This window comes from Agarivorans sp. D1326, from assembly GCF_056958115.1.
The window spans coordinates 52,810-73,074 of the sequence record NZ_JBTWEN010000007.1; the positions used below are offsets into that span (position 1 = coordinate 52,810).

22 protein-coding genes are annotated in these 20,265 nt (G+C 45.3%); 10 read left to right on the forward strand and 12 right to left on the reverse strand.

Features of this window, described 5'->3' with window-relative positions:
- The first annotated feature begins 207 nt into the window (after positions 1–207).
- Positions 208–1,209, forward strand: a complete 1,002-nt coding sequence (locus tag ACYFDN_RS14215; RefSeq protein WP_016400094.1) for a LacI family DNA-binding transcriptional regulator — start codon at positions 208–210, stop codon at positions 1,207–1,209.
- A 5-nt stretch (positions 1,210–1,214) separates the two neighbouring features.
- Here ACYFDN_RS14215 and ACYFDN_RS14220 read toward each other — a convergent pair whose 3' ends face one another.
- Together ACYFDN_RS14220 and ACYFDN_RS14225 are read right to left on the reverse strand one after the other, a co-directional pair.
- Positions 1,215–2,492 carry an NAD(P)/FAD-dependent oxidoreductase gene (locus tag ACYFDN_RS14220; protein ID WP_483511649.1) on the reverse strand — a complete coding sequence of 426 codons (1,278 nt, stop codon included), beginning with the start codon at positions 2,490–2,492 and terminating at the stop codon, positions 1,215–1,217.
- A 35-nt stretch (positions 2,493–2,527) separates the two neighbouring features.
- Positions 2,528–3,265: a gamma-glutamyl-gamma-aminobutyrate hydrolase family protein gene (locus ACYFDN_RS14225; RefSeq protein ID WP_483511651.1), complete on the reverse strand. Its 738-nt coding sequence runs from the start codon at positions 3,263–3,265 to the stop codon at positions 2,528–2,530.
- 335 nt (positions 3,266–3,600) lie between these two features.
- Here ACYFDN_RS14225 and ACYFDN_RS14230 point away from each other — a divergent pair, with 335 nt between their 5' ends.
- Positions 3,601–4,593, forward strand: coding sequence for a DUF2914 domain-containing protein (locus tag ACYFDN_RS14230; RefSeq protein WP_483511652.1), 993 nt, complete (start codon positions 3,601–3,603; stop codon positions 4,591–4,593).
- A gap of 89 nt (positions 4,594–4,682) precedes the next feature.
- Complete coding sequence (locus ACYFDN_RS14235) at positions 4,683–4,928, forward strand: DUF6868 family protein (protein WP_016400099.1); 246 nt, start codon at positions 4,683–4,685, stop codon at positions 4,926–4,928.
- On the opposite strand, the gene ACYFDN_RS14240 is transcribed toward ACYFDN_RS14235, so the two are convergent.
- The 9 genes from ACYFDN_RS14240 to ACYFDN_RS14280 form a co-directional block, all read right to left on the reverse strand.
- Positions 4,925–5,404 (reverse strand): DUF3299 domain-containing protein, encoded by a 480-nt coding sequence (locus ACYFDN_RS14240; RefSeq protein WP_016400100.1) that lies wholly within the window; start codon positions 5,402–5,404, stop codon positions 4,925–4,927. The genes ACYFDN_RS14235 and ACYFDN_RS14240 overlap by 4 nt on opposite strands.
- Positions 5,405–5,416: 12 nt before the next feature.
- Positions 5,417–6,643, reverse strand: coding sequence for an ABC transporter permease (locus tag ACYFDN_RS14245; RefSeq protein ID WP_338622592.1), 1,227 nt, complete (start codon positions 6,641–6,643; stop codon positions 5,417–5,419).
- Entirely contained in the window at positions 6,630–7,346 is a 717-nt protein-coding gene (locus ACYFDN_RS14250) for an ABC transporter ATP-binding protein (protein ID WP_483511654.1), read from the reverse strand. The genes ACYFDN_RS14245 and ACYFDN_RS14250 overlap by 14 nt, the downstream gene beginning before the upstream one ends.
- A 1-nt stretch (position 7,347) precedes the next feature.
- Positions 7,348–7,923, reverse strand: coding sequence for a ZrgA family zinc uptake protein (locus ACYFDN_RS14255; protein ID WP_483511655.1), 576 nt, complete (start codon positions 7,921–7,923; stop codon positions 7,348–7,350).
- A gap of 153 nt (positions 7,924–8,076) precedes the next feature.
- Positions 8,077–8,316 carry a DUF2607 family protein gene (locus ACYFDN_RS14260; RefSeq protein ID WP_194164211.1) on the reverse strand — a complete coding sequence of 80 codons (240 nt, stop codon included), beginning with the start codon at positions 8,314–8,316 and terminating at the stop codon, positions 8,077–8,079.
- 80 nt (positions 8,317–8,396) lie between these two features.
- Complete coding sequence (locus tag ACYFDN_RS14265) at positions 8,397–9,215, reverse strand: DUF2797 domain-containing protein (RefSeq protein WP_406609878.1); 819 nt, start codon at positions 9,213–9,215, stop codon at positions 8,397–8,399.
- 84 nt (positions 9,216–9,299) lie between these two features.
- Entirely contained in the window at positions 9,300–10,022 is a 723-nt protein-coding gene (locus ACYFDN_RS14270) for a substrate-binding periplasmic protein (RefSeq protein ID WP_483511657.1), read from the reverse strand.
- A gap of 78 nt (positions 10,023–10,100) precedes the next feature.
- Positions 10,101–11,045 carry a chemotaxis protein gene (locus ACYFDN_RS14275; RefSeq protein ID WP_483511658.1) on the reverse strand — a complete coding sequence of 315 codons (945 nt, stop codon included), beginning with the start codon at positions 11,043–11,045 and terminating at the stop codon, positions 10,101–10,103.
- 35 nt (positions 11,046–11,080) lie between these two features.
- Entirely contained in the window at positions 11,081–11,956 is an 876-nt protein-coding gene (locus ACYFDN_RS14280) for a LysR substrate-binding domain-containing protein (RefSeq protein WP_483511659.1), read from the reverse strand.
- Positions 11,957–12,060: 104 nt separating this feature from the next.
- On the opposite strand from ACYFDN_RS14280, the gene ACYFDN_RS14285 reads away from it, so the two are divergent.
- Positions 12,061–12,678: a glutathione S-transferase family protein gene (locus tag ACYFDN_RS14285; RefSeq protein WP_483511660.1), complete on the forward strand. Its 618-nt coding sequence runs from the start codon at positions 12,061–12,063 to the stop codon at positions 12,676–12,678.
- Positions 12,679–12,722: 44 nt separating this feature from the next.
- Here the strand turns inward: ACYFDN_RS14285 and ACYFDN_RS14290 are convergent, their stop codons facing one another.
- Entirely contained in the window at positions 12,723–13,718 is a 996-nt protein-coding gene (locus tag ACYFDN_RS14290; protein ID WP_483511662.1) for an NADP-dependent oxidoreductase, read from the reverse strand.
- A 123-nt stretch (positions 13,719–13,841) separates the two neighbouring features.
- Here ACYFDN_RS14290 and ACYFDN_RS14295 point away from each other — a divergent pair, with 123 nt between their 5' ends.
- The 6 genes from ACYFDN_RS14295 (at position 13,842) to ACYFDN_RS14320 (ending at position 20,252) form a co-directional block, all read left to right on the forward strand.
- Positions 13,842–14,762: a LysR family transcriptional regulator gene (locus ACYFDN_RS14295; RefSeq protein ID WP_483511663.1), complete on the forward strand. Its 921-nt coding sequence runs from the start codon at positions 13,842–13,844 to the stop codon at positions 14,760–14,762.
- A 186-nt stretch (positions 14,763–14,948) separates the two neighbouring features.
- The gene (locus tag ACYFDN_RS14300; protein ID WP_338622614.1) at positions 14,949–16,058 is read left to right on the forward strand and encodes an ABC transporter ATP-binding protein; all 1,110 of its coding nucleotides are present in this window, start codon (positions 14,949–14,951) and stop codon (positions 16,056–16,058) included.
- Between the two features lie 18 nt (positions 16,059–16,076).
- Positions 16,077–17,123 (forward strand): ABC transporter substrate-binding protein, encoded by a 1,047-nt coding sequence (locus ACYFDN_RS14305; RefSeq protein ID WP_016400114.1) that lies wholly within the window; start codon positions 16,077–16,079, stop codon positions 17,121–17,123.
- Positions 17,124–17,146: 23 nt separating this feature from the next.
- On the forward strand, positions 17,147–18,388 hold the full coding sequence (locus ACYFDN_RS14310) for an ABC transporter permease (protein WP_483511666.1): 1,242 nt from the start codon (positions 17,147–17,149) through the stop codon (positions 18,386–18,388).
- A 2-nt stretch (positions 18,389–18,390) separates the two neighbouring features.
- On the forward strand, positions 18,391–19,248 hold the full coding sequence (locus tag ACYFDN_RS14315) for an ABC transporter permease (protein ID WP_152785353.1): 858 nt from the start codon (positions 18,391–18,393) through the stop codon (positions 19,246–19,248).
- A gap of 275 nt (positions 19,249–19,523) precedes the next feature.
- Entirely contained in the window at positions 19,524–20,252 is a 729-nt protein-coding gene (locus ACYFDN_RS14320) for a glutathione peroxidase (protein WP_152785351.1), read from the forward strand.
- The last annotated feature ends 13 nt before the right edge of the window (positions 20,253–20,265 follow it).

Here is a 20,265-nt window from a genome sequence, read left to right on the forward strand (position 1 = left end):
GAACAGCTCAAACCCTGCCACCACAGCGAAAAAAAGCATAGATAATATGTGATTACACTCGCGTTCAAAGGAAAACGTTTCCACATTTGATTTACATTTGTTAAATTATAGATACTACATCGCCTAGTCACTGGTCGTGACGCCAGCACATCTTATAGCTAGTGTTTTCAACTTAGTCACAAGCAAAACCGTTTTCTTGGAGTATAAATGGCCACAATTAAAGACGTAGCAGCTGCCGCCGGTGTTTCTGTCGCCACCGTATCTCGGGTGGTCAATAATGGCCCCAAAGTAAGTGCCAAAAACCGCGACCTTGTAAAGAAGGTGATGTTAGAGCTAGGCTATCGGCCTAACGCCAATGCCCGCGCTCTGGTTACCCAAACCAACCCTACTTTAGGTTTAGTGTTTAGTGAGCTAACAGACCCATTTTTTGCCACGCTAGCTGGCGGGGTAGAGAAAGTAACCCGCAACAACAATATCCAGTTGTTGATCAGTAACGGTTTAGTTAGTGCAGAAAGTGAAAAGCGCGCCATTGAAACGCTTTTAGAACAGCGCTGTCAGGCCTTGGTGGTGCACTCTAAAGCCTTAAGCAATCAAGCCTTAATTGATTACGCAGAAGCCGTTCCGGCTTTAGTATTAATTAACCGCTATATCCCAGAAATTGCTCACCGCTGCGTATGGTTAGACAACCAAGCCGGCGGAGAAGCAGCCGCTCGCCACTTGTTATCATTAGGCCACAAAAACATTGCCTGCATAACAAGTAGCTACGACATCGAAGATCCACGCTTGCGTTTAGAAGGTGTTAAGTCGGTATTGAGTGAAGAAGGCATGCCCTTAGCTGAACATGCCATTGCCTCATCTGATCCTAATGAAATTGGCGGCGAAATTGCGGCGCAAAACCTATTAGCGCGCGGCTTAGATTTTACCGCCCTAATTGTTTACAACGACTCCATGGCGTCTGGCGCCATCACCGTACTTTGCGACAACGGCTATCGAGTACCCGAAGATGTATCGGTAATAGGCTTTGATGACGTATTACTGTCTCGCTACTTGCGCCCTAAACTCACCACCATGCGTTACCCTATTGAGATGATGGCGATGGAAGCCGCCGAGATGTCTTTAGCGCTAGCCAGTGGCGAAAGTGTTGCGCCTATTCATAAATACGTGCCTACACTGGTAAAACGCGATTCGGTAAGCCAACCTAAAGACTAAGCAAGCTAAATACCTAATTTATCTCGCAGGTTGTAATACACCGCACCCAGTGCGGTAAATGGCACCTGTAAATGCCGACCTCCCGGGAAACGGTAGTGATTAAGTGAAGCAAATACATCAAAACGCTGCGCTTGGTCACTAAGCACTTCGGCTAACAGCTTACCGGCCAAATGAGTACAGGTTAAGCCATGGCCGCTGTAACCCTGTAAGTAATAAATGTTGCTATCGAGCCTGCCAAACTGAGGCATTCTTGAGTAAGTAAGCAAGAAGTTTCCGGTCCATGCGTAATCAATCGCGGTCCCTTTTAGTTGCGGAAACAGCGCTTCGAATTTAGGCCTGATTTGCTTTTCTATAGACGCCAAAGGCTTAGCGCCATAAACCACTCCTCCGCCAAACAATAAACGTTTATCTGCGGTCAAACGGTAGTAATCAAGCAAGTAGTTACAATCTTCCACACAGTAGTTTTTTGGTAATAGCTGCTGACACAGCTCATCACTTAAAGGCTCGGTGGCTATTACTTGGGTGCCGCAGCGTATCGCCTTATCGCTCAGCTTTGGCTCAAGCTCGCCCAAGTAGGCATTTCCGGCAAACAGTAGATAGTTCGCAGTAACGCTGCCATGTTCGGTAGTGACTTTGGCAGGCTCACCCGCTTGGTAACTTAACACTGCCGATTGCTCATAGATCTCACCACCTAAACCAAGTACTGCTTCGGCTTCACCTAGAGCAAGATTAAGCGGATGAATATGCCCACCTTGCATGTCCAATAAGCCACCTTGGTAGGCAGTGGTACCTACTATTTGTTCTAACTCCGCTTTATCTAACAATTGCAATTGGTGATTGCCAAAACGCTCCCAATTGGATTTTTGTTCCCGAAGGCCTTTAAACTGCTTAGGGTTGTTGGCGGCAAAAACACCCCCGGCTTGGTAGTCACACTCAATATTATATTGGGCGATGCGAGAACGGATGATTTCTCCGCCCTCAAAGATCATTTCATTCAAGGCTTGGGCGGTATTTTTGTCATAGCGCTGCTCAATTACGTCCACGTCACGACTATAACTGTTAACCACTTGTCCGCCATTGCGCCCAGTTGCTCCAAAGCCCACCTTGGCACTCTCTAACACCACCACATGGAAACCTTTCTCGGCGAGGTGCAAGGCCGAAGACAAACCACTAAAACCAGCACCAATAATGCAAACATCACAACGAATATCTTGGTTTAACTGAGGAAACTCTCGCTGGTTATTTGTGCTGGCAGCGTAATAAGACGATGTGTGTTGTTGCATGGTGCTCTCCAATGATCTGTTTGCCCTAGTAACTGCTACGCAGCACGGCGTTTTGCCGCTGCCAAAAATTGGCCAAAAATGGCTTGCGATACCTTATTTTCGCTGGCTTGCCACTCGGGATGCCATTGCACAGCATAGAAAAATGGGTGTTCAGCAAGCCGAAACGCTTCTACCAAACCATCCTCTGCTTGCGCCTCAACCAACAAAGGCTCAGCGAGCCGATTAATGCCTTGATTATGTAAGGAGTTAACCTGAATCGTATCGCTATCTAACCAATCGCCCAGCCAGCTGTCTTTAGCAAGCTGCAAAGAGTGCTGATCAGCATACTTTTTAGTGAAGTCTTCGGTATCCGGCTCTCGGTGTTCTACACAACCACCAAGTTGATAGACTTTGTGATGCAGGCTGCCACCTAGGGCGACATTCATTTCCTGAAAGCCGCGACAAATTCCCAAAACAGGCAAGTCATGCTGTTTAGAATATTCAACAATAGAGAATGCCAAGCTATCGCGCCCTCGGTCTAAACGCGGCTCTAAATGCGTAGCGCCATATAACTCCGGGTGCACATTAGAATGGCTACCGGTAAATAATACTCCATCTAGGCCATGTAATACCCTTTGCAAACTTCTCCCTTTTAGCTGGTGAGTCAGTAATACCGGGGCTGCGTCATAGCTTTCCAAAGCGTTTAGATAAAACTCATTAACACTTTGCACCTGATATAAACCTTGCGGTTTATGACAAGTAATAACGCCAATGAGAGCTTGTTTATGTTCCATATCCTCTGCAAAACCTCGTCAAAATTTAGCAAATTTAATTAAAGCTAAATTGGCACACAAAAGACCAAATGTAAAATATATTTAACACCAGTTATTTAGAGTCGAAGGGTAAAAGCTAGATAATTCCGAAGATAAAAGAGATTTTAAGACAATATGCTGAGCTTTCTGCCTAAAGCTAACTAGAAATGAACGCTTTTACTAAACAGTAGACGGAAGGCATAACGCAACCACACAACAACAACGACCAGATTTAAGGTAAATCAATAGCAGCTAAGGCGCATAATCGGTAAAATCGCCCAGCAGTTTTCATTGGAGTATGGGGCAAATCCTCAGTCATGGCAGAACAAGTAAGCATCAAAATACATTTCAACTCATCCGCAGACCTAGCGGCAACTATAGATAAAGTTCCCGCGCCAAAGCCACCCTTTGACTTACGCAAAGTTTTTGCCGCATTGATAGTGCTTGCCTTAGTTATATTCGCTTTGCTGCATTTAATGTGGCCAGCTAACGCAGAACCTACAACTGATTTGAATACCACTACAGACCAACAAGCCAGCCAAGTTGAAAACACTGTAGATAAGGCAGAATTACCAGCCTTAGAAGCCTCAACCGAGCAACCTCAAACCGAACAACTTGAAGAGATTGCAGCTGAAAGCTCGCCGATTGTGGCTAATGAAGAGCAACAGCTGCAGCCCTCAAAAGCGGAACAGGCAGTTAATGAGCCGCTAGTCGCTGCAACAAAGAACACCTCAGAAACAAACCAAGCTCAGCCGGAACCCGATACCGCACAAGCTAAGCAGCAAGCTGATGATTTAGCCAACACCTCTCCCAGCACTTCAGAACAAGCAGAGCTTGCTAGCGAGCAAACAAGCACACCTGCTGCTCAAGCTAATGTTATCGTCGAGCCAATAGCAAGCAAGGTTGAAACAGCAACTAATGAAGAGACCATTGCGGCCGAAAATGTTGATAAGCAGCTTGCTCACAGCTCTGAGCAAACCAATAAGGCATCGAGCGAAGTAGCTCGAGCCCAGCTAAGTTCTGCCATTAGCCAACGAGAGCCAGTGGATAACTTAACTCGGGTTGAGCTCAATCAAATTCAGCAGGTCTACTTGTTTATGGAGTTGCGTGAGATGCAAGGTCAAAGCATTCAAGTAAACTGGTATCGCCAGCAGCAACTTCAGGCATCGGTTGATTTAAACATTGGCGGTCCACGTTGGCGCACCAATGCCAGCAAACGCTTTGACTTAAACAGTCGCGGTGACTGGCAAGTCGCGATATACAATCAACAGCAAGTACGCATTTTTGAACAAAACTTTACTGTGGAATAAGCCAATAGGCTTGCAGTGACACTAAGCAATGGTAAATTGATTAAGTGGCTTAGTTGCTTTCAAATAATTAAAGATATGCAGGTGACGTTATGGAACTTGAGTTAATTCGCAGCGCGTTAGGCTGGGGAGCCATTATCAATATTGCGGTATTGCTGTATTGGTTTGCTTTTTTAACCCTAGCTCACGACTGGACCTACAAACTGCACTCTAAATGGTTCAACCTTAGCGTAGAGAAGTTCGACCGCTTTCATTACCTAGGCTTGGCACTGTATAAAACCGCTATTATTGCGTTTTACGTAGTGCCATATATCGCCCTAGGTATTGTGTTAGATTAATCGGTATACAACACGATCGACTCAGGTTCGCTGATTGAATAGCCAGCGGTGGCTACCCCTTCAACAGTTTGAACTTGAGTATTGATGGTTCCTTCAACCCAAACAGGTTCCCATAGGTCTTCTAGCTGTAAACCTTTTGAGTGAGTTACATAAACAATTTGGTTTGGCGGTGGTGGTGGATAATGCAAACAAGCACCAAAGTACGGCACCAATAAAAACTCCTTCACCAACTCCCCTTCGGTATCCAGCGGTACTACAAAGCCCGGAATACGGATTGGCTTGCCGTCCAACTCTTTATTTACGCTCACATTGAGATTTTGCTGACCGGCCTGATCCAGCGGTATGTTGTGATCAATTTCAGGCATCGGCATGTTGCGTTCATTTTCTGGCAGCAACTCGTTCCAAACGTCTACGCCATTGGCCTGTAGGTTCATGCTAACCAGCAATAAACCCACTACGTAATAAGCTAGTTTCATGTTTTACCCTTACTAAATTTTTATGCTCATGCCATCGCTAAGCGAATAACGATAAGCGCGCCAAGCAGGTAGTACGCCAGCTAAAAAGCCCACCACAACTACGGCCAACAATAAGTAGCATTGCTCTACAGTAGGCCAGTTTAACACTAAATAGAAACCAAACTGATTAAGCAGTATCGGTTTCGCTGCCCCCAAAATTAGATACATGCTGGCTAAACCAAGCAAAGCGCCTAACGCACTCAATAACAAGGCTTCAATCAGTAACAAACCAAAGATATGTCGCGGTTTAGCCCCTACCGAGCGCAAAATTGCCATCTCTCTACGGCGTTCTTTTAAGCTCACCATTAAGGTGCTTAACATGCTCATTAAGCCAGTGATAACCACACAAATGGATACCGCTAACAGAGCACTTTCGGCAATGCTTAAAATGCCCCACAGCTCTTGCAAAGCCACACCTGGCAATATCGCTAACAGCGCTTCATTTTTGTATTGATTAATCTGCCGCTGCAAATTAAAAATTTGTAAGCGTGATTGTGTACCCAGCATCATTGCGGTGATGCTTGAAGGCGTTAACTGAGCCTCGGTAAATGGCTGTGTTTGCGGCGGCAGGTGAATCGCTTCGATGCCAGCAAGCGAGGTAATCACCGTTCGGTCTACTGGCGTACCAGTAGGTTTTAAAATGCCGCTCACTTCAAAAGGGAACTGGTCATGATTAACAAAACTTACTGCTGCAATTCCGTGTGCCACTACAATTTTGTCACCCAGTTTATAACCCAACTTGCGGGCAACTTCGGCGCCTAATACCACTTCAAAGGTATCGTTTAATTGCTGGCCTTGGGCAAACTCTAAAGGCTGTTTATTGGCGTATTGATAATGTTCAAAAAAGCTATTGGTGGTGCCCATTACCCGATAGCCGCGATGCGAATCCCCCAGGGAAATAGGGATCGACCATTTTACTGACGACTGACCTGCAATTTCTTGGTAACTGTCCCAGCTAATATTATTTGTGGCATTGCCAATACGAAATACTGAATAAAGCAGCAATTGAGTAGGGCCACTGCGTGCACCCACAATTAAATCGGTGCCAGAAATGGTTGAGGCAAAACTCGATTTAGCTTGTGTACGTAGATTTTCCACACCTAGCAATAGGGCCACACTAAGGGCGATGGTAAGCAAACTAAGTAATGCGGTACCACGCCTTGCCCACAAACTATGCCAAGCCAATTTAAGCAAACTCATGTTGACCTCCCAAATTAAGCGCTGGCAAATCAACCACCTGATGGAAACGATTAGCTAGCTCTTGATCGTGGCTCACCAATAACAAGCTGCTATCACAGTGCTCTAACTCAGACATCAACAGGTTCATAAAATGTTCGCGATTGGTTTTATCCAACGCAGAGGTGGGTTCATCGGCAATAATTAACTCTGGAGAGCCGATCATTGCGCGAGCCGCAGCCACCCGCTGTTGTTGGCCAATGCTCAACTGGCCAACTGGCTGATTAAGCTGCTTATCAGGCAACTGCAGATGCGATAGTAATCGACGCGCTTCATCCAATACCGACGACGAGCGGCTTAAAGCTCGCTGCCGACGTAACTTAGAGAACTGACAAGCCAAAGCGACATTCTCGAGTACCGACAGGTAGGGCAACAGGTTGAACTGCTGAAATACGTAGCCAATATGATCGGCTCGCAGTTGGTCACGTTGCGCTGCTTTTAAGCTGGCACAATCTTGTCCCATGAAACTTAACTTGCCCTGTTGCGGGCTAATCACCCCAGCAATCAAGCTGAGTAGTGTAGATTTACCACAGCCGCTTGGCCCATGAATAAAGGTATGGCTAGCTGCAGCAATAGTTAAATGAGGAATATGAATGGCCGGGTGTGATTCACCCGGCCACGCAAATACCACTTCTTCTAAGGCTAATAGAGAAGCAGATTGGCTCATATTATAAGTTCACCTTGTTCTGCGCTGGTGTAACATCAAATGCTACTTGGCCGCGCTCACTAGCACCTTGTACTTGGATTTTTTCCATACGAGGGAAAAGCTTAAACAACTCTAGGTCGAAGCTTTTCAGTTCATCTAAGTGATGACAGTGGAAGTGGTAAGTTAAGCGCACATCCTCGTGGCTAGCATGAGCAGCGTGGTCGTGGTCATGATCGTCATGGTCTTTATGCTCGTCGTGCGCAGCGTGGTGGTCTTTATGCTCTGAATCCGCTTGGTCTAAGCTTCCCCAATGCTGAGTAACTTCTTCAAGCTCACATTCGCCACCGGCAAAGCTAAACAAACTCATGCCTTGAGCTGCTTGTTTTTTTGCGTCATCCAATATCTTGTGCTGTTGCTCGTTGACTGGTGCATGCTCAAAACCAAGAAAATTATCGGCCGGAGAATGGATTTCAATCTCTAGCTCTTCACCACTGGCGGCAAAAAAGAGCTCGGCAACACCATGTTGGTGAGCAGACTGGGCGCTAGCTGCGCAAGAAAACAGGCCAAAAACGGCCGCATATATAGGCGTTAACTTCATTATAAGTATCCATGATTTTTAAAAAGTAAGTGACTAAATCAATCAATACCAATCTAACTAAACCAGCTAACAGCAAGGAGCAGACCTAAGCGTGTTTGCTTAACGTTAACCATACTCAGCTGTATTGCGAGATTCAAACCTTGTTTAGCTAAATTAGCAACTCATGGACGGTGGAGAGCGGGCACTAGCAGCGAGCGCATGCTGGCTGGTGTATAAGTAAACGGTTCTAACAAAAGCTTGGCGACGTTTAAGCAATACAATCAGCGGTACGCTGCTGACTATCGCCGTTGCCAGTTTTTCTAAATTAAAACAGAGTTGGCAATGTAGCTCAGAGTGCTCAGGATCAAGCCGTTCAACTTGATGTTCAGCCCAAGCCAAGACAAACCAAGACACTGATAAAATCAGTATGCATGTAAGTCTCTTTTGCCAAGTCTGTAAGATCATTCTGTTTCCGATACTGCTGGTAAATTGGCTTATTCAGACAATAGTTTAATTTCGTAAGAGCCAAACTTGCGAATATTTATCACACCATTGTTAAAGATTAAATACTGGCCTTTAATTCCTTGCAGCTGCCCTTCTACCAAGGGATTTTTATCTAAGTTAAAACTGCTTATTTTGCTTGGGTATTGAGCAACAGGAAAATTTAAATCAATCACTTGCTCATCGGGCAGTTCACTAATGGCTTCTAAGCCAAAGCGCTCTGCTAGATCGGCCAGGGCCTCACCAATTTGTGGCAACAAACGTTCACGCTCAGCTATCAAATCTAACTCTATTGCATCGCCTTTCAACATTGCTCGCCAATTGGTTTTGTCTGCCACCAGCTTAGCTAATTCTATTTCTACCAAACCAGAAAGCTGGCGCGTGGCAACTTTAAATATTGGCAGGGCTTGAGTAGCACCTTGGTCAATCCAACGTGTTGGTATTTGGGTATGGCGAGTAATGCCCACCTTTAAGCCAGACGTGTTTGCCAAGTAAACATAATGAGGAATCATGCAATTTGCTTCTCCCCACTCTGGCTCACGACAGGTGCCTTGGGCATAGTGGCAGGTTTCAGGCTTCATAATGCACATATCGCAACTGGCCAGCTTACGCATACACACAAAACAATGGCCTTGCGAGTAACTTTTCTTGGTGGCTTTACCACAGCTTCGGCAGTTTATTTTACCGGTAAATTCGAAAGCTAAAGATTCACCGATTAGTGGATTAAGATGTAACTCTTGCTCGCCAATAGGCAAATAATACTGAACTTGTTCGCCCAGTTCTGCTCGCATTTTTGATAGATGTCCCTGCACGGTCCGCCACTCTCTGAAGTCTTATTATGGCTGAGCAGTGTAAAGCAAAGCGGGTAACTGTCCAAGTCCACAGAAGCTATGGCATTAATAGGGATAATTATCGTCACTGCCAAGCTCTAGCTGCATTAACTGTTTTAACTCGCCACTGCTCACCAGCATAGGTATAGTTTTATCAAAACGTGTTTGTAGATAACGCCCTCGTGGATTGGCGGAAAAGCAAAAAGTAGAGCTGTAATGCAATACATTTTTCACCAGCACATAGTCACCAGCCAATTCTGGCTTTTGCTCTAGCAGATGATTAATGTCTTCTTGGTAATTTAATACTGCATCCACGCGCTTATGGTGCAACAGCTTTATCATTTGCTCTAAGCTTGCGTACTCTCGGTAATTCACTCCTTCCGGCAAAAGGTCTTGCCAATCGTAACCAAGCTGCGAGACCACTTGCTTGCCAATGAGATCTTGCGGAGACTGATAGTGCCTAGCCAATTCGGGGCTAATTAACATGTCGCTACGATCAATTTCTATTGGGAAAGTTGAACAGTTAGCACGAGTAAAATCGTCCGCTGCCCCGCCAAACACAATATCTACCTGCTGCTGATCCAGCATGGCAATACTGCGCAAATAGGGCATAAACTGAACGTTATAGGTGTGATTGGGGAAAACCCGTTGCAACAAACCAAAGTAATAACCGCTTTGGTCTTTGTTGGAATAATTTAGCCACTCATCGGTGGCTATTTTAATACTATTGCTGTCAGCCAAAGCAGAGCAATGAAGGCAGAGTAACAAAAAGCAACGAAGGCCATTCATTAGGCTAAACCCTAAAAGTGGTTCACCCTTTAAGCATAGTAAAGCCGCACCAAAGGGTGCAGAAAATGTTAGTTTTTACTAAAACATCCCCTCAAGGATTCCGGTCTTTTTTGCCAAACCAACCTTAGTAATGTCATCAGATACCCGCTCGGCACCACGTAACATAGCGTCGATCAATTCACCCGCATCAAACTTGGTTAAGGCTTCATCAGCCCCCACTTGGCTAGCCCTATCAACACTAATTTCGCTAGATAACGAGGTATGTAAAATAATGTAGGCATTAGCAACACCAGGGTCACTGCGAACCTCAAAAGTGAGTTCGTAACCATCTAGGCCCGGCATTTCAATGTCACTCACCAGCACATCAATTGGCTTACCTTGAGCCGCGGCTTGTTGCATCATCTTAAATGCAGTAGCGCCATCGCTGGCCATTTGATAGTCAATTTCTATGCTATCTAGGGCACTGGCTAATTGCTTACGGGCGGTGGCCGAATCGTCCACCAGCAAAATTTTAAGCTGCGCAAGAATCGCTTGGTCTGGCAAGCTTACCGAAACACGTATTCGGTCTTCATCATCGGGGAAAACCGTGGCAATTAGCTTTTCAATATCCAGCAATTGCACCAGTTTGTCATCAACCCGAGTTACTCCGGTTACATAAGCGTCTTTGCCTAAAGAGCCCGGTGGTGGATCGATATCGCGCCAGCGACATTCAGTTATTTTTTCTATGCCACGCACTAAGAAGCCGACAGTTTGGCGGCTAACATCGGTAATAATGATCGAGCAAGATTCAAGCTCTTCTTCGGCAATAGGTCGGTAGCCCACGGCGGCAGCCATGTCGATCACCGAAATTGTTTGGCCACGCAGCGAGGCGGAACCCAGTACATATTGGTGAGAATGCGGTAGGGCAGTAAGTCGTGTATAAGGCACAATTTCACGCACCTTTAAGGTGCCAATTGCAAATAGCTGATTTAGGGACAGCCTAAAGTGCAATAAACCTTGGGTTTGACTAGTGGCGCTACTCATGAAGCATCCTTACTCTATTTAAATAACTTTCAACGTTATACCGCTTCAGCTGGCGTGTCTAATAAATAGGCATCTTGCTGGCGAAACCGCTGACAAATTTGTTTAACTGTTTCACTACTACACGCCGCGTGTGGCTGGGTGGCAGCAACAACTACAATATCAATTGCTGGCAAGGGAGGCATTGTTTTAGCGCACAGTTCTTGCAATTCGCCCTTGCTAGATCGCGCCAGAGCGGCTACGGCTAATCCTTGCGAGACCAATCCATACAGGCCACTATGATTGGCACTGGTTGCTAGCAAACGATAAGGTATGTCTGCCTTGTCTAACCCATCAATCGCGCTGGCGTGAAACTTACAATCAGTTTCATATAAGGCTAATGGCATAGGCCGTAATTGACTCAAATCGCGCTCTTTATGGCTTACCCAAACGCCTTGGTCATGGCGCAATAAATAACCTTCATCACTATCTGGGCTGCGAGTAAGAATGGCCAAATCAAGTTCGCCTTGATCCAGGCTTTCTCTTAATTTCACACTGGGCGCAGCAGACAAGCGTAAACACAAATTGGGAATAGTTTGCTGCAATAATTCGCACAATAAAGGTAACACCGACACACTATAATCGTCTGGGCAGCCAATGCGTAAGTCCACTCTATCGTGGCTGTGCTTCAACTCTGTGACAGCTTGGTCATGCAAGCTAATAATGCGCCGTGCATAGCTCGCTAAGGCTTGACCAGCAGGGGTTAGCACTAAACTACGGCCTTCTTTTTCAAACAAAGGGCTAACGCTTTCTTGCTGCAATTTTTTCATTTGTGCACTAATTGCAGACTGGGTGCGAAAGGTTTGGCTAGCCGCTCGGGTAAAACTACCACTTTCTACAAAAGCCACTAAGCTGCGTAAAGCATCAATGTCCATTTCAACCCATCACCATCTTTAATAGTTGCCATCAAAAATAATCGTTATTCAAACTACAAGCAACTTGTCACACTAGCCATATCACTTAAGCACAAGGATTCGCTATGATTTTGCACGACTACTTACCCTCTGGAAACGGCTACAAAATTCGCTTATTGCTTAGCCTACTGGGTCAAACCTACCAACTTAAAAGCTATGACATCGTGAAGGGTGAATCACGCACCGCTGAGTTTTTAGCATTAAACCCTAACGGCAAAATACCTGTGCTTGAATTTGACGATGGACGCTGCTTGGCAGAGTCTAATGCTGTATTGTTTTATCTAGCCCAAGGAACACCGTTTTGGCCACAAGATGTTTGGCAGCAAGCTCAAGTTATAAAATGGATGAGTTTCGAGCAATATAGCCATGAGCCAAACATTGCCAGCCCACGGTTTTGGCTTACCCACGCTGGCGTAACACCAGAGCGTCAGGCTCAGTTAGCCGATAAACAACAGCAAGGCTACGCTGCATTAGCGGTGATGGAGCAACACCTTAGCCAACATGATTATTTTGTGGCGAACACTCTTACTATTGCTGATATTGCCTTGTATGCCTATACACACGTAGCTGAAGAAGGCGGATTTGATTTACAAAAATTCCCAGCCGTTTTGGCTTGGTTGGAGAGAGTGGCTCAAGTAAACAACTATGTCAGCATTAACGATGATTCTGCACGAGTAAACTAGAGCAGTAAAAAAAGACCAAGCCGACAATCGGCTTGGCCAAACGCTTACAATCTAACTAGTAACTTTCCTTGGTTTTCGCCGCTAAACAGCAAATTGATGCCTTCGATGGCTGAATCTAAGCCTTCTAAAACATGAACGCGATACTTTAGCTTGCCCGCTTGCAAGTAGCTGCTTACTTGCTGCATTAATTGAGGAGCCTTATCAAAGTGGTCAGGCATGGTAAAGCCTTGAATCGACAAACGCTTTTTAACAATGGGGATCCAGTTAGGGCCAGCCGAAGGCTGCTCGGTGTTGTAATCGGCAATCATTCCACACACTACGATACGGCCAAAAGCATTCATGTTATCAATAGCCACTTGCTGGATCTCACCGCCGGTATTTTCGAAGTAAATATCAATACCATTGGGTGTTAGCTCAGCGACCTTTTCGGCAATGTTATCGGTTTGATAATTAACAGCGCCGTCAAAGCCTAATTCTTCTACTAGCCAGCGACATTTTTCATCGCTACCAGCCACACCCACTACATGCAAACCTTCAGCCTTGGCAATTTGCCCAACCAAAGAGCCTACCGAGCCAGCGGCTCCGCTTACCAATAAAGTTTCCCCTGTTTTTGGTTTAGCAATCTCTAACAAACCTTGAGCGGCGGTCATGCCTGGTAAGGCTAATACTGCTAACACCGCTTCCGCAGGTAAGCCAGCTGGAATAATGTTTATCCCAGCACCATTACTGACAGCTTGTTCGGTCCAGCCAAACATGCCCATTACCGTAGCACCTACCGGAAACTGCGCATTGCGAGATTCAATCACCTCAGCAATACCGCTAGCGCGCATTACATCACCTAAAGCGACCGGAGGAATGTAACTCTCGGTATCAGCGCTCATCCAGCCACGCATTGCTGGGTCTAAGGACATATGTGTTTGTTTAACCCTAAACTCGCCATCTTGCAAAGCCTCTACAGCGTGGCTGCGGCTTTCAAAGCAACTGGCTTCAATGTTAGTAACAGGGCGCTTGACCAAATGAATTGACTGATAGCTCGACATGCAGGCTTCCTTAAGTGAATAGTATTCATCATTATTTACGCTTTCATTGTAAATAGCTTTACAAATAGGAATAAATAGCCCTTTAAGCTAAACTTTATTGCCTTTTAGACAAAAGTGACCCTGATGGATAAGTTACGCGCCCTGCAATATTTTGCTCACCTTGCTGAATCTGGCAGCTTCACCAATACTGCCAATGCCTTTGATGTGCCGCCCTCTTCGGTATCACGACGGATTGCCGATTTAGAAGCCTTACTCAAACAACAATTGCTGCACCGCAGCACTCGTCAGGTAAAACTTACCGAGTTGGGCGATTTATACTATCAGCAGATATTACCGGCCTTACACAGCTTAAGTGATGCAGAAGACCTGCTAAAACAACAGCAACATCACCCCAGTGGTTTACTGTCAATTAGTGCGATGCCAAGCTACGGGGAGCTATGTTTAACGCCTATTTTGAGTGAGTTTTCGCAGCGTTACCCAGACATCGTGTTAGATCTGCACTTTAGTGATCAGTTAAGTAACTTGCGCCGCGACCAAATAGATATCGCTATTCGTGGCGGCACAGCACCCGACGAACGCATTGTTGCCAAAAAGCTCTCGAATAATCATTTTGTTTTGTGTGCTTCGCCAGAATATTTAGCGCGCAATGGCCAACCACGGAGCCCTCTCGAGCTTAATCAACACCCCAGTTTACGCTATCGAAGCCCAGAAAAAGTACTACCTTGGCTTTATAAAGAACAACAAAAATGGCAAGAATTACATCCACCTATTCGCTTAATTAGCAATCATGGTACAAGCTTAGTCAACGCAGCAAAAAGTGGTGATGGCATTGCTTTACTGCCAGAGTGGGGAATTAGCCAACAACTTGCCGAAGGCAGTTTAGTGCGTTTTTCAGTAGGCCAAGATATTCGAGTATCGCCTGCTGAAGCTACCGGCATTTACCTTTTGTACCAAGGGCTTAAGTATCAAATTCCTAAGGTAAAGGTAGCGGTAGACTTTATCGTATCGCAACTAATGCAGCAGCCTAGTGAATACTTAGGCTAACAAACAAAGCAGCCAACAGTTAAACCCTGCTTACTTAACTATTCAGCATATTATGCTGATGTTTCCACTAAGCTGTTCAAACTTTGCACTTTTCTCTGCAAACTTGTTTGTTAAGATAATGTTACGTTCGATTCTTGATTACTTGGTCTACTTTTAGCAACAAGCTCTTAGCAAAAGGAACTGTTTATGGGCGAGCCGGTCAGTGACCAACAATATGTGCGCTTTGTTGACGTTAAAAAAAGCTACGATCAACGCAGCTTAGTGGTAAAAAACTTTAATCTTGATATTCGCAAGGGTGAGTTTGTTACCTTGCTAGGTCCTTCAGGCTCTGGCAAAACCACTTGTTTAATGATGCTCGCCGGCTTTGAAGATGTCACCAGTGGTCAAATTCTAGTAAATGGCCAAGCGATTACCAACGTTGCACCTTACAATCGCAATATTGGCATGGTGTTCCAACACTACGCATTATTTCCCCACATGACGGTAGCCGAAAATCTCGCTTATCCCTTAGCGGTACGTAAACTTCCCAAAGAAGAAATTAACCGCAGAGTGGCCGACTCTTTAGCCTTGGTAGAACTAGAAAGCTTTGGCAAACGCTACCCGGGGCATTTATCTGGCGGCCAAAAACAACGGGTTGCCCTAGCGCGCTCACTTATCTTTGAGCCTTCGATTGTATTAATGGATGAACCGCTAGGTGCATTAGATAAAAACCTTCGCGAGCAAATGCAGCTGGAAATTAAACGGCTGCACGAAGCCATCGGCTTTACTGCTATTTATGTCACCCACGACCAAACCGAAGCGCTTACCATGTCAGATCGCATCGCCGTATTTAACGATGGGGTTGTGCAACAATGCGCCGCACCAGACGTGCTTTATGAGCGCCCCGAAAACGCCTTTGTCGCCGACTTTATCGGTGAAAACAATCACCTCAAAGGCAAGGTACTCAATCGTGCTCAAGGCTTAGCCAAAGTAGAGCTAAGTGATGGCAGCGTAGTGAGTGGCCAAGCCATGGATTGTCCAGAGTCTGGCAATGCTTGTGTGCTGGCTGTACGCCCAGAAAACCTATTTATTGAAAGCGACAAACATCGCTTTGATAACCGAATTGAAGCAGAGTTTATTACGCGCCTCTATGTGGGCGACTTTATTCGCTACTTCTTTAAGCTTCGTGACAAAACCGAGCTCATGGTAAAAGTGCTCAACGATCACGACGCACCACAAATTGCCGCTGGCACAATCACTAAACTAACGTGGTCCGTTAATGACGGGTTAGCTTTTAATCCACCCCCAAGCTCTTAATGGTAAAGGATGGTACCTATGAAACGTTTACTTCCAGTTCTTGCTCTCGCCTCGGTCTGTAGCATTGCCAATGCCGACCAACTCACCGCCGTATCCTTTGGTGGTGCGTATGGCGCAGCCCAGCAAAAACATATGCTAGACCCCTTCATGAAAGAAACCGGCCACAAGATTTTATTTGAAAACTACTCCGGTGGTATTGCCGAAATTAAAGCCCAAGTAGAGAGTGGTAACATTCTTTGGGACGTGATCGACGTAGAGGTGATTGATCTCGAACGCGCCTGTTCAGAAGGCCTATTAGAAGTGATTGACCACGCCAGCCTACCACCAGGTGATGACGGCGTGCCTGCAGCAGAAGACTTTAGCGAAGCAGCACTCGCCAATGAATGTGGCGTGGGTAACATTGTTTGGACGGTGCTTTATGCCTACAATAACGACACCATTAAAGGCGGCCAACCTAGCTCTATCGCCGACTTTTTCGATACCAAAACTTACCCAGGGAAACGTGCTTTACGTAAGCGCCCACAAGTAAATTTAGAATGGGCATTGATTGCCGATGGTGTACCAAAAGAGCAGGTTTATGAAGTATTAGAAACCGACGAAGGCCAAGCTCGCGCCTTTGCCAAATTAGCCACCATTGCCGACGACATCGTTTGGTTCGACAGCTGGTCACAAGCGCCGCAATTGCTCAATGATGGTGGTGCCGTGATGGTTCAATCGGCCAACGGGCGGATCTTCGACGCCATTCAAAGCGAAGGAAAACCTTTTGAGATGGTGTGGGATGCTCACTTATATGACCTGGACGTTTGGGCCATTGTAAAAGGCACCAAGAAAAAAGACTTAGCCATGGAGTTTATCCGTTTTGCCACCAGCTCAAAACCATTGAGCGGCATGCCTGAGGTGGCTTACGGCCCTACTCGTAACTCATCTTACGCTTATGTAGATAAAGCGGTTATTCCAAAACTGCCATCTTCACACCTGGATAAAGGTGTTAAAGCATCTGGTGAGTTTTGGGCTGATTATGGTGAATCCTTAGGTGAGAAATTTAACGAGTGGCTGCTGAAGTAATAGCAACTTAGTTAGAGGTGAAGATGGATAACAACAGCCTTAGCGTTGAAGAAATTCTCGAGAGCAAACGCTTGCTTAAACGCAAAAAGCGTATGCTGCTGGCATTTACCATGCCGCTGTTGATATTTGTCTTCATCACCTTTATCTCCCCCATTGCCACCATGCTATACCGCAGTGTTTACCACCCAACGGTTAGCCAGTTAATTCCTTTAAGTTTGGAGGAACTAAGCACTTGGGACGAAGCTGGCGATCAGCTTCCTAATAGCCAAGCCCTCAAGCAATTTGCCATTGAGCTGCAAGGGCTCTCTAAAGAGCGCTTATCGGGCAAGCTAGCCGAAGAAGTGAATCGGCTTAAACCTGGTAGCTCTAGTTTAATAAAATCGAGTGCCAGAAAACTTAAGAAAAAATCTCTCGAAGAATTACAGCAAAGTGGCGACACCTTGTTGCTTGGTTACTCCAAAAAATGGCAAGACATCAATTTATGGCGTGCGGTAAAACGCTCTGGGCAAGCCTTTACCGACAGCTACTACCTTACAACCTTTGATTTAAAGCGTAATCCCGCTGGAGAGATCGAGCAGCGCGATACTCAAATCTATTTAAAGCTATATTGGAAAAGCTTAAAAATAGCGCTAATCATTACCTTTTTAACCGCTTTGTTAGCCTATCCTTTGGCCTACTACTTGGCCAATGCGCCCAGTAAAACTGCCAATCGTTTAATGGTGTTGGTTTTATTGCCTTTTTGGACCTCACTGCTGGTTCGCACCACCTCTTGGATAGCCATTTTGCAAACCAATGGCGTGGTCAACTCAACCCTGCAAGCCTTAGGCTTGATTGATGAGCCCTTTGAAATGCTCTATACCCAATTTGCCACCATCATTGCTATGACCCATATTTTGCTGCCATTTATGATTTTGCCCTTGTATAGCGTGATGAAAAATATCGACCCGAGTTATTTTCGCGCAGCGCTGTCTCTAGGGGCAAGGCCTGTGCCGGCTTTTATCAAAATTTACCTACCAATGACTATCCCGGGGGTAAGTGCCGGTGCTTTATTGGTATTTATTATTTCGATTGGCTACTACATTACCCCAGCCATAGTGGGTGGCACCGAAGGGCAGATGATTTCTAATATTATTGCCTTCCATATGCAGTCTTCCAATAACTGGGAACTCGCAGCAGCACTGGGCTCATTATTGCTAGCCTTAATCATTGCTCTGTACTGGGTTTACGATCGCTTTGTTGGCGTAAACAATATTAAGTTGGGCTAAGCATGAAAAGTTATCCTAAATATTTCACCTTCTGGCATATCTTAGCCCACTACGGCCTGCGCTTTTGCTCGTTATTGGTGCTGGCATTTTTGATGTTGCCAATCATGGTGATAATTCCGCTCTCGTTCAACGTAGAGCCCTTTTTTAGTTTTACCGAGGGCATGTTAGCGCTAGAGCCCGAGGCCTACTCTTTGAAATGGTATGCCGAAATTTGGCACGACGATAAGTGGTTATTAGCAATTAAAAACAGCTTTTTTATTGGCATATGCGCCACTTTAATTGCTACCGTATTAGGCACCTTGGCGGCGATTGGTTTAAGCAACCCAGCGATGCCTTGGCAAAAGCTTTGGATGGCTATTTTATTGTCGCCGATGATTGTGCCTCTCATTATCACAGCAGCAGGGATGTACTTTTTCTATAGCCAGCTCAACTTGGCAGGATCTTACCTAGGCGTAATTTTAGCGCACGCTGCCTTAGGCACACCTTTTGTTTTAATCACCGTAAACGCAGCTTTGTCTGGCTTTGATTATTCCTTAGTTAACGCATCACTAGGCCTTGGCGCACGCCCTCTCACTACCTTTTTTAAAGTTATAATGCCGCTCATCCGCCCTGGTGTAATATCTGGCGCCCTGTTTGCTTTCATCACTTCATTTGATGAAGTGGTGGTTGTACTGTTTTTAGCTGGGCCAGAACAGCGAACCATTCCGCGACAGATGTTCTCTGGTTTACGTGAGCAAATTAACCCCACCATTTTGGCAGTAGCCACTTTATTGATCGTAATTTCTGCCATGCTGCTATTTACCATTGAGTATCTGCGCGCCCGTAGCGAGCGAATTCAAAGTGGAGAATTAGATAGCTAAGCTATTTATTACAACAACTTACATGTGTTTGTTTTATCTTGGTTATTTCACAGATATAAATTGATCATAAACAAGCAATTCACGACTATCCTCTAATCTAACTCCCTATATTCACGTTTTAACACCTATTATTGCTGTGCTAAATCTTTGAACTTAATTTTCAATAGCAATTACCTATCGTAAAGATAGATTCAATTGCTTTTACAAATCACTGCGAAAAATTGATACTAGACCCATCAAACGAACACACCTTATTAGAGTTTACGGAGAAAGATATGTTAGAGAATCGCGAAGGCCAAAATGTACCAAGTGTTACTTTTCATACTCGTCAAAACGACGCTTGGGTAGACATTACAACAGAGCAGTTATTCAAAGATAAAACCGTGGTTGTTTTTGCCCTACCTGGTGCATTTACACCAACTTGTTCATCAACACACTTACCACGCTACAACGAGCTAGCTGGTGTTCTAAAAGAGAACGGCGTTGATGAAATTGTATGTTTAAGCGTTAACGATACTTTTGTAATGAATGCATGGTTAGCAGACCAAGAAGCTGAAAACATTACTGTAATTCCAGATGGAAACGGCGAGTTCAGCGAAGGCATGGGCATGCTAGTGGGCAAAAACGACTTAGGTTTTGGCAAACGCAGCTGGCGCTACTCTATGTTAGTGAAAAACGGCGTAATCGAAAAAATGTTTATTGAGCCAGATGTTGCAGGCGACCCGTTTGAAGTATCAGATGCCGACACCATGCTTAACTACATTAATGCCGACGCTAAAAAGCCTTCTGCAATTAGTGTATTTAGCAAGCCAGGTTGTCCTTTCTGTGCCAAAGCTAAGCAATTACTGCATGACAAAGGCATGGCTTTTGAAGAAGTAATACTAGGCACCGACGCCACCAGCGTAAGTCTTAAAGCAATTAGCGGCCGCAGCACTGTTCCACAAGTATTTGTAGACGGTAAACACATTGGCGGTAGTGAAGAGCTAGAAGCTTACTTAGCTTAAGCAATTAAAATTC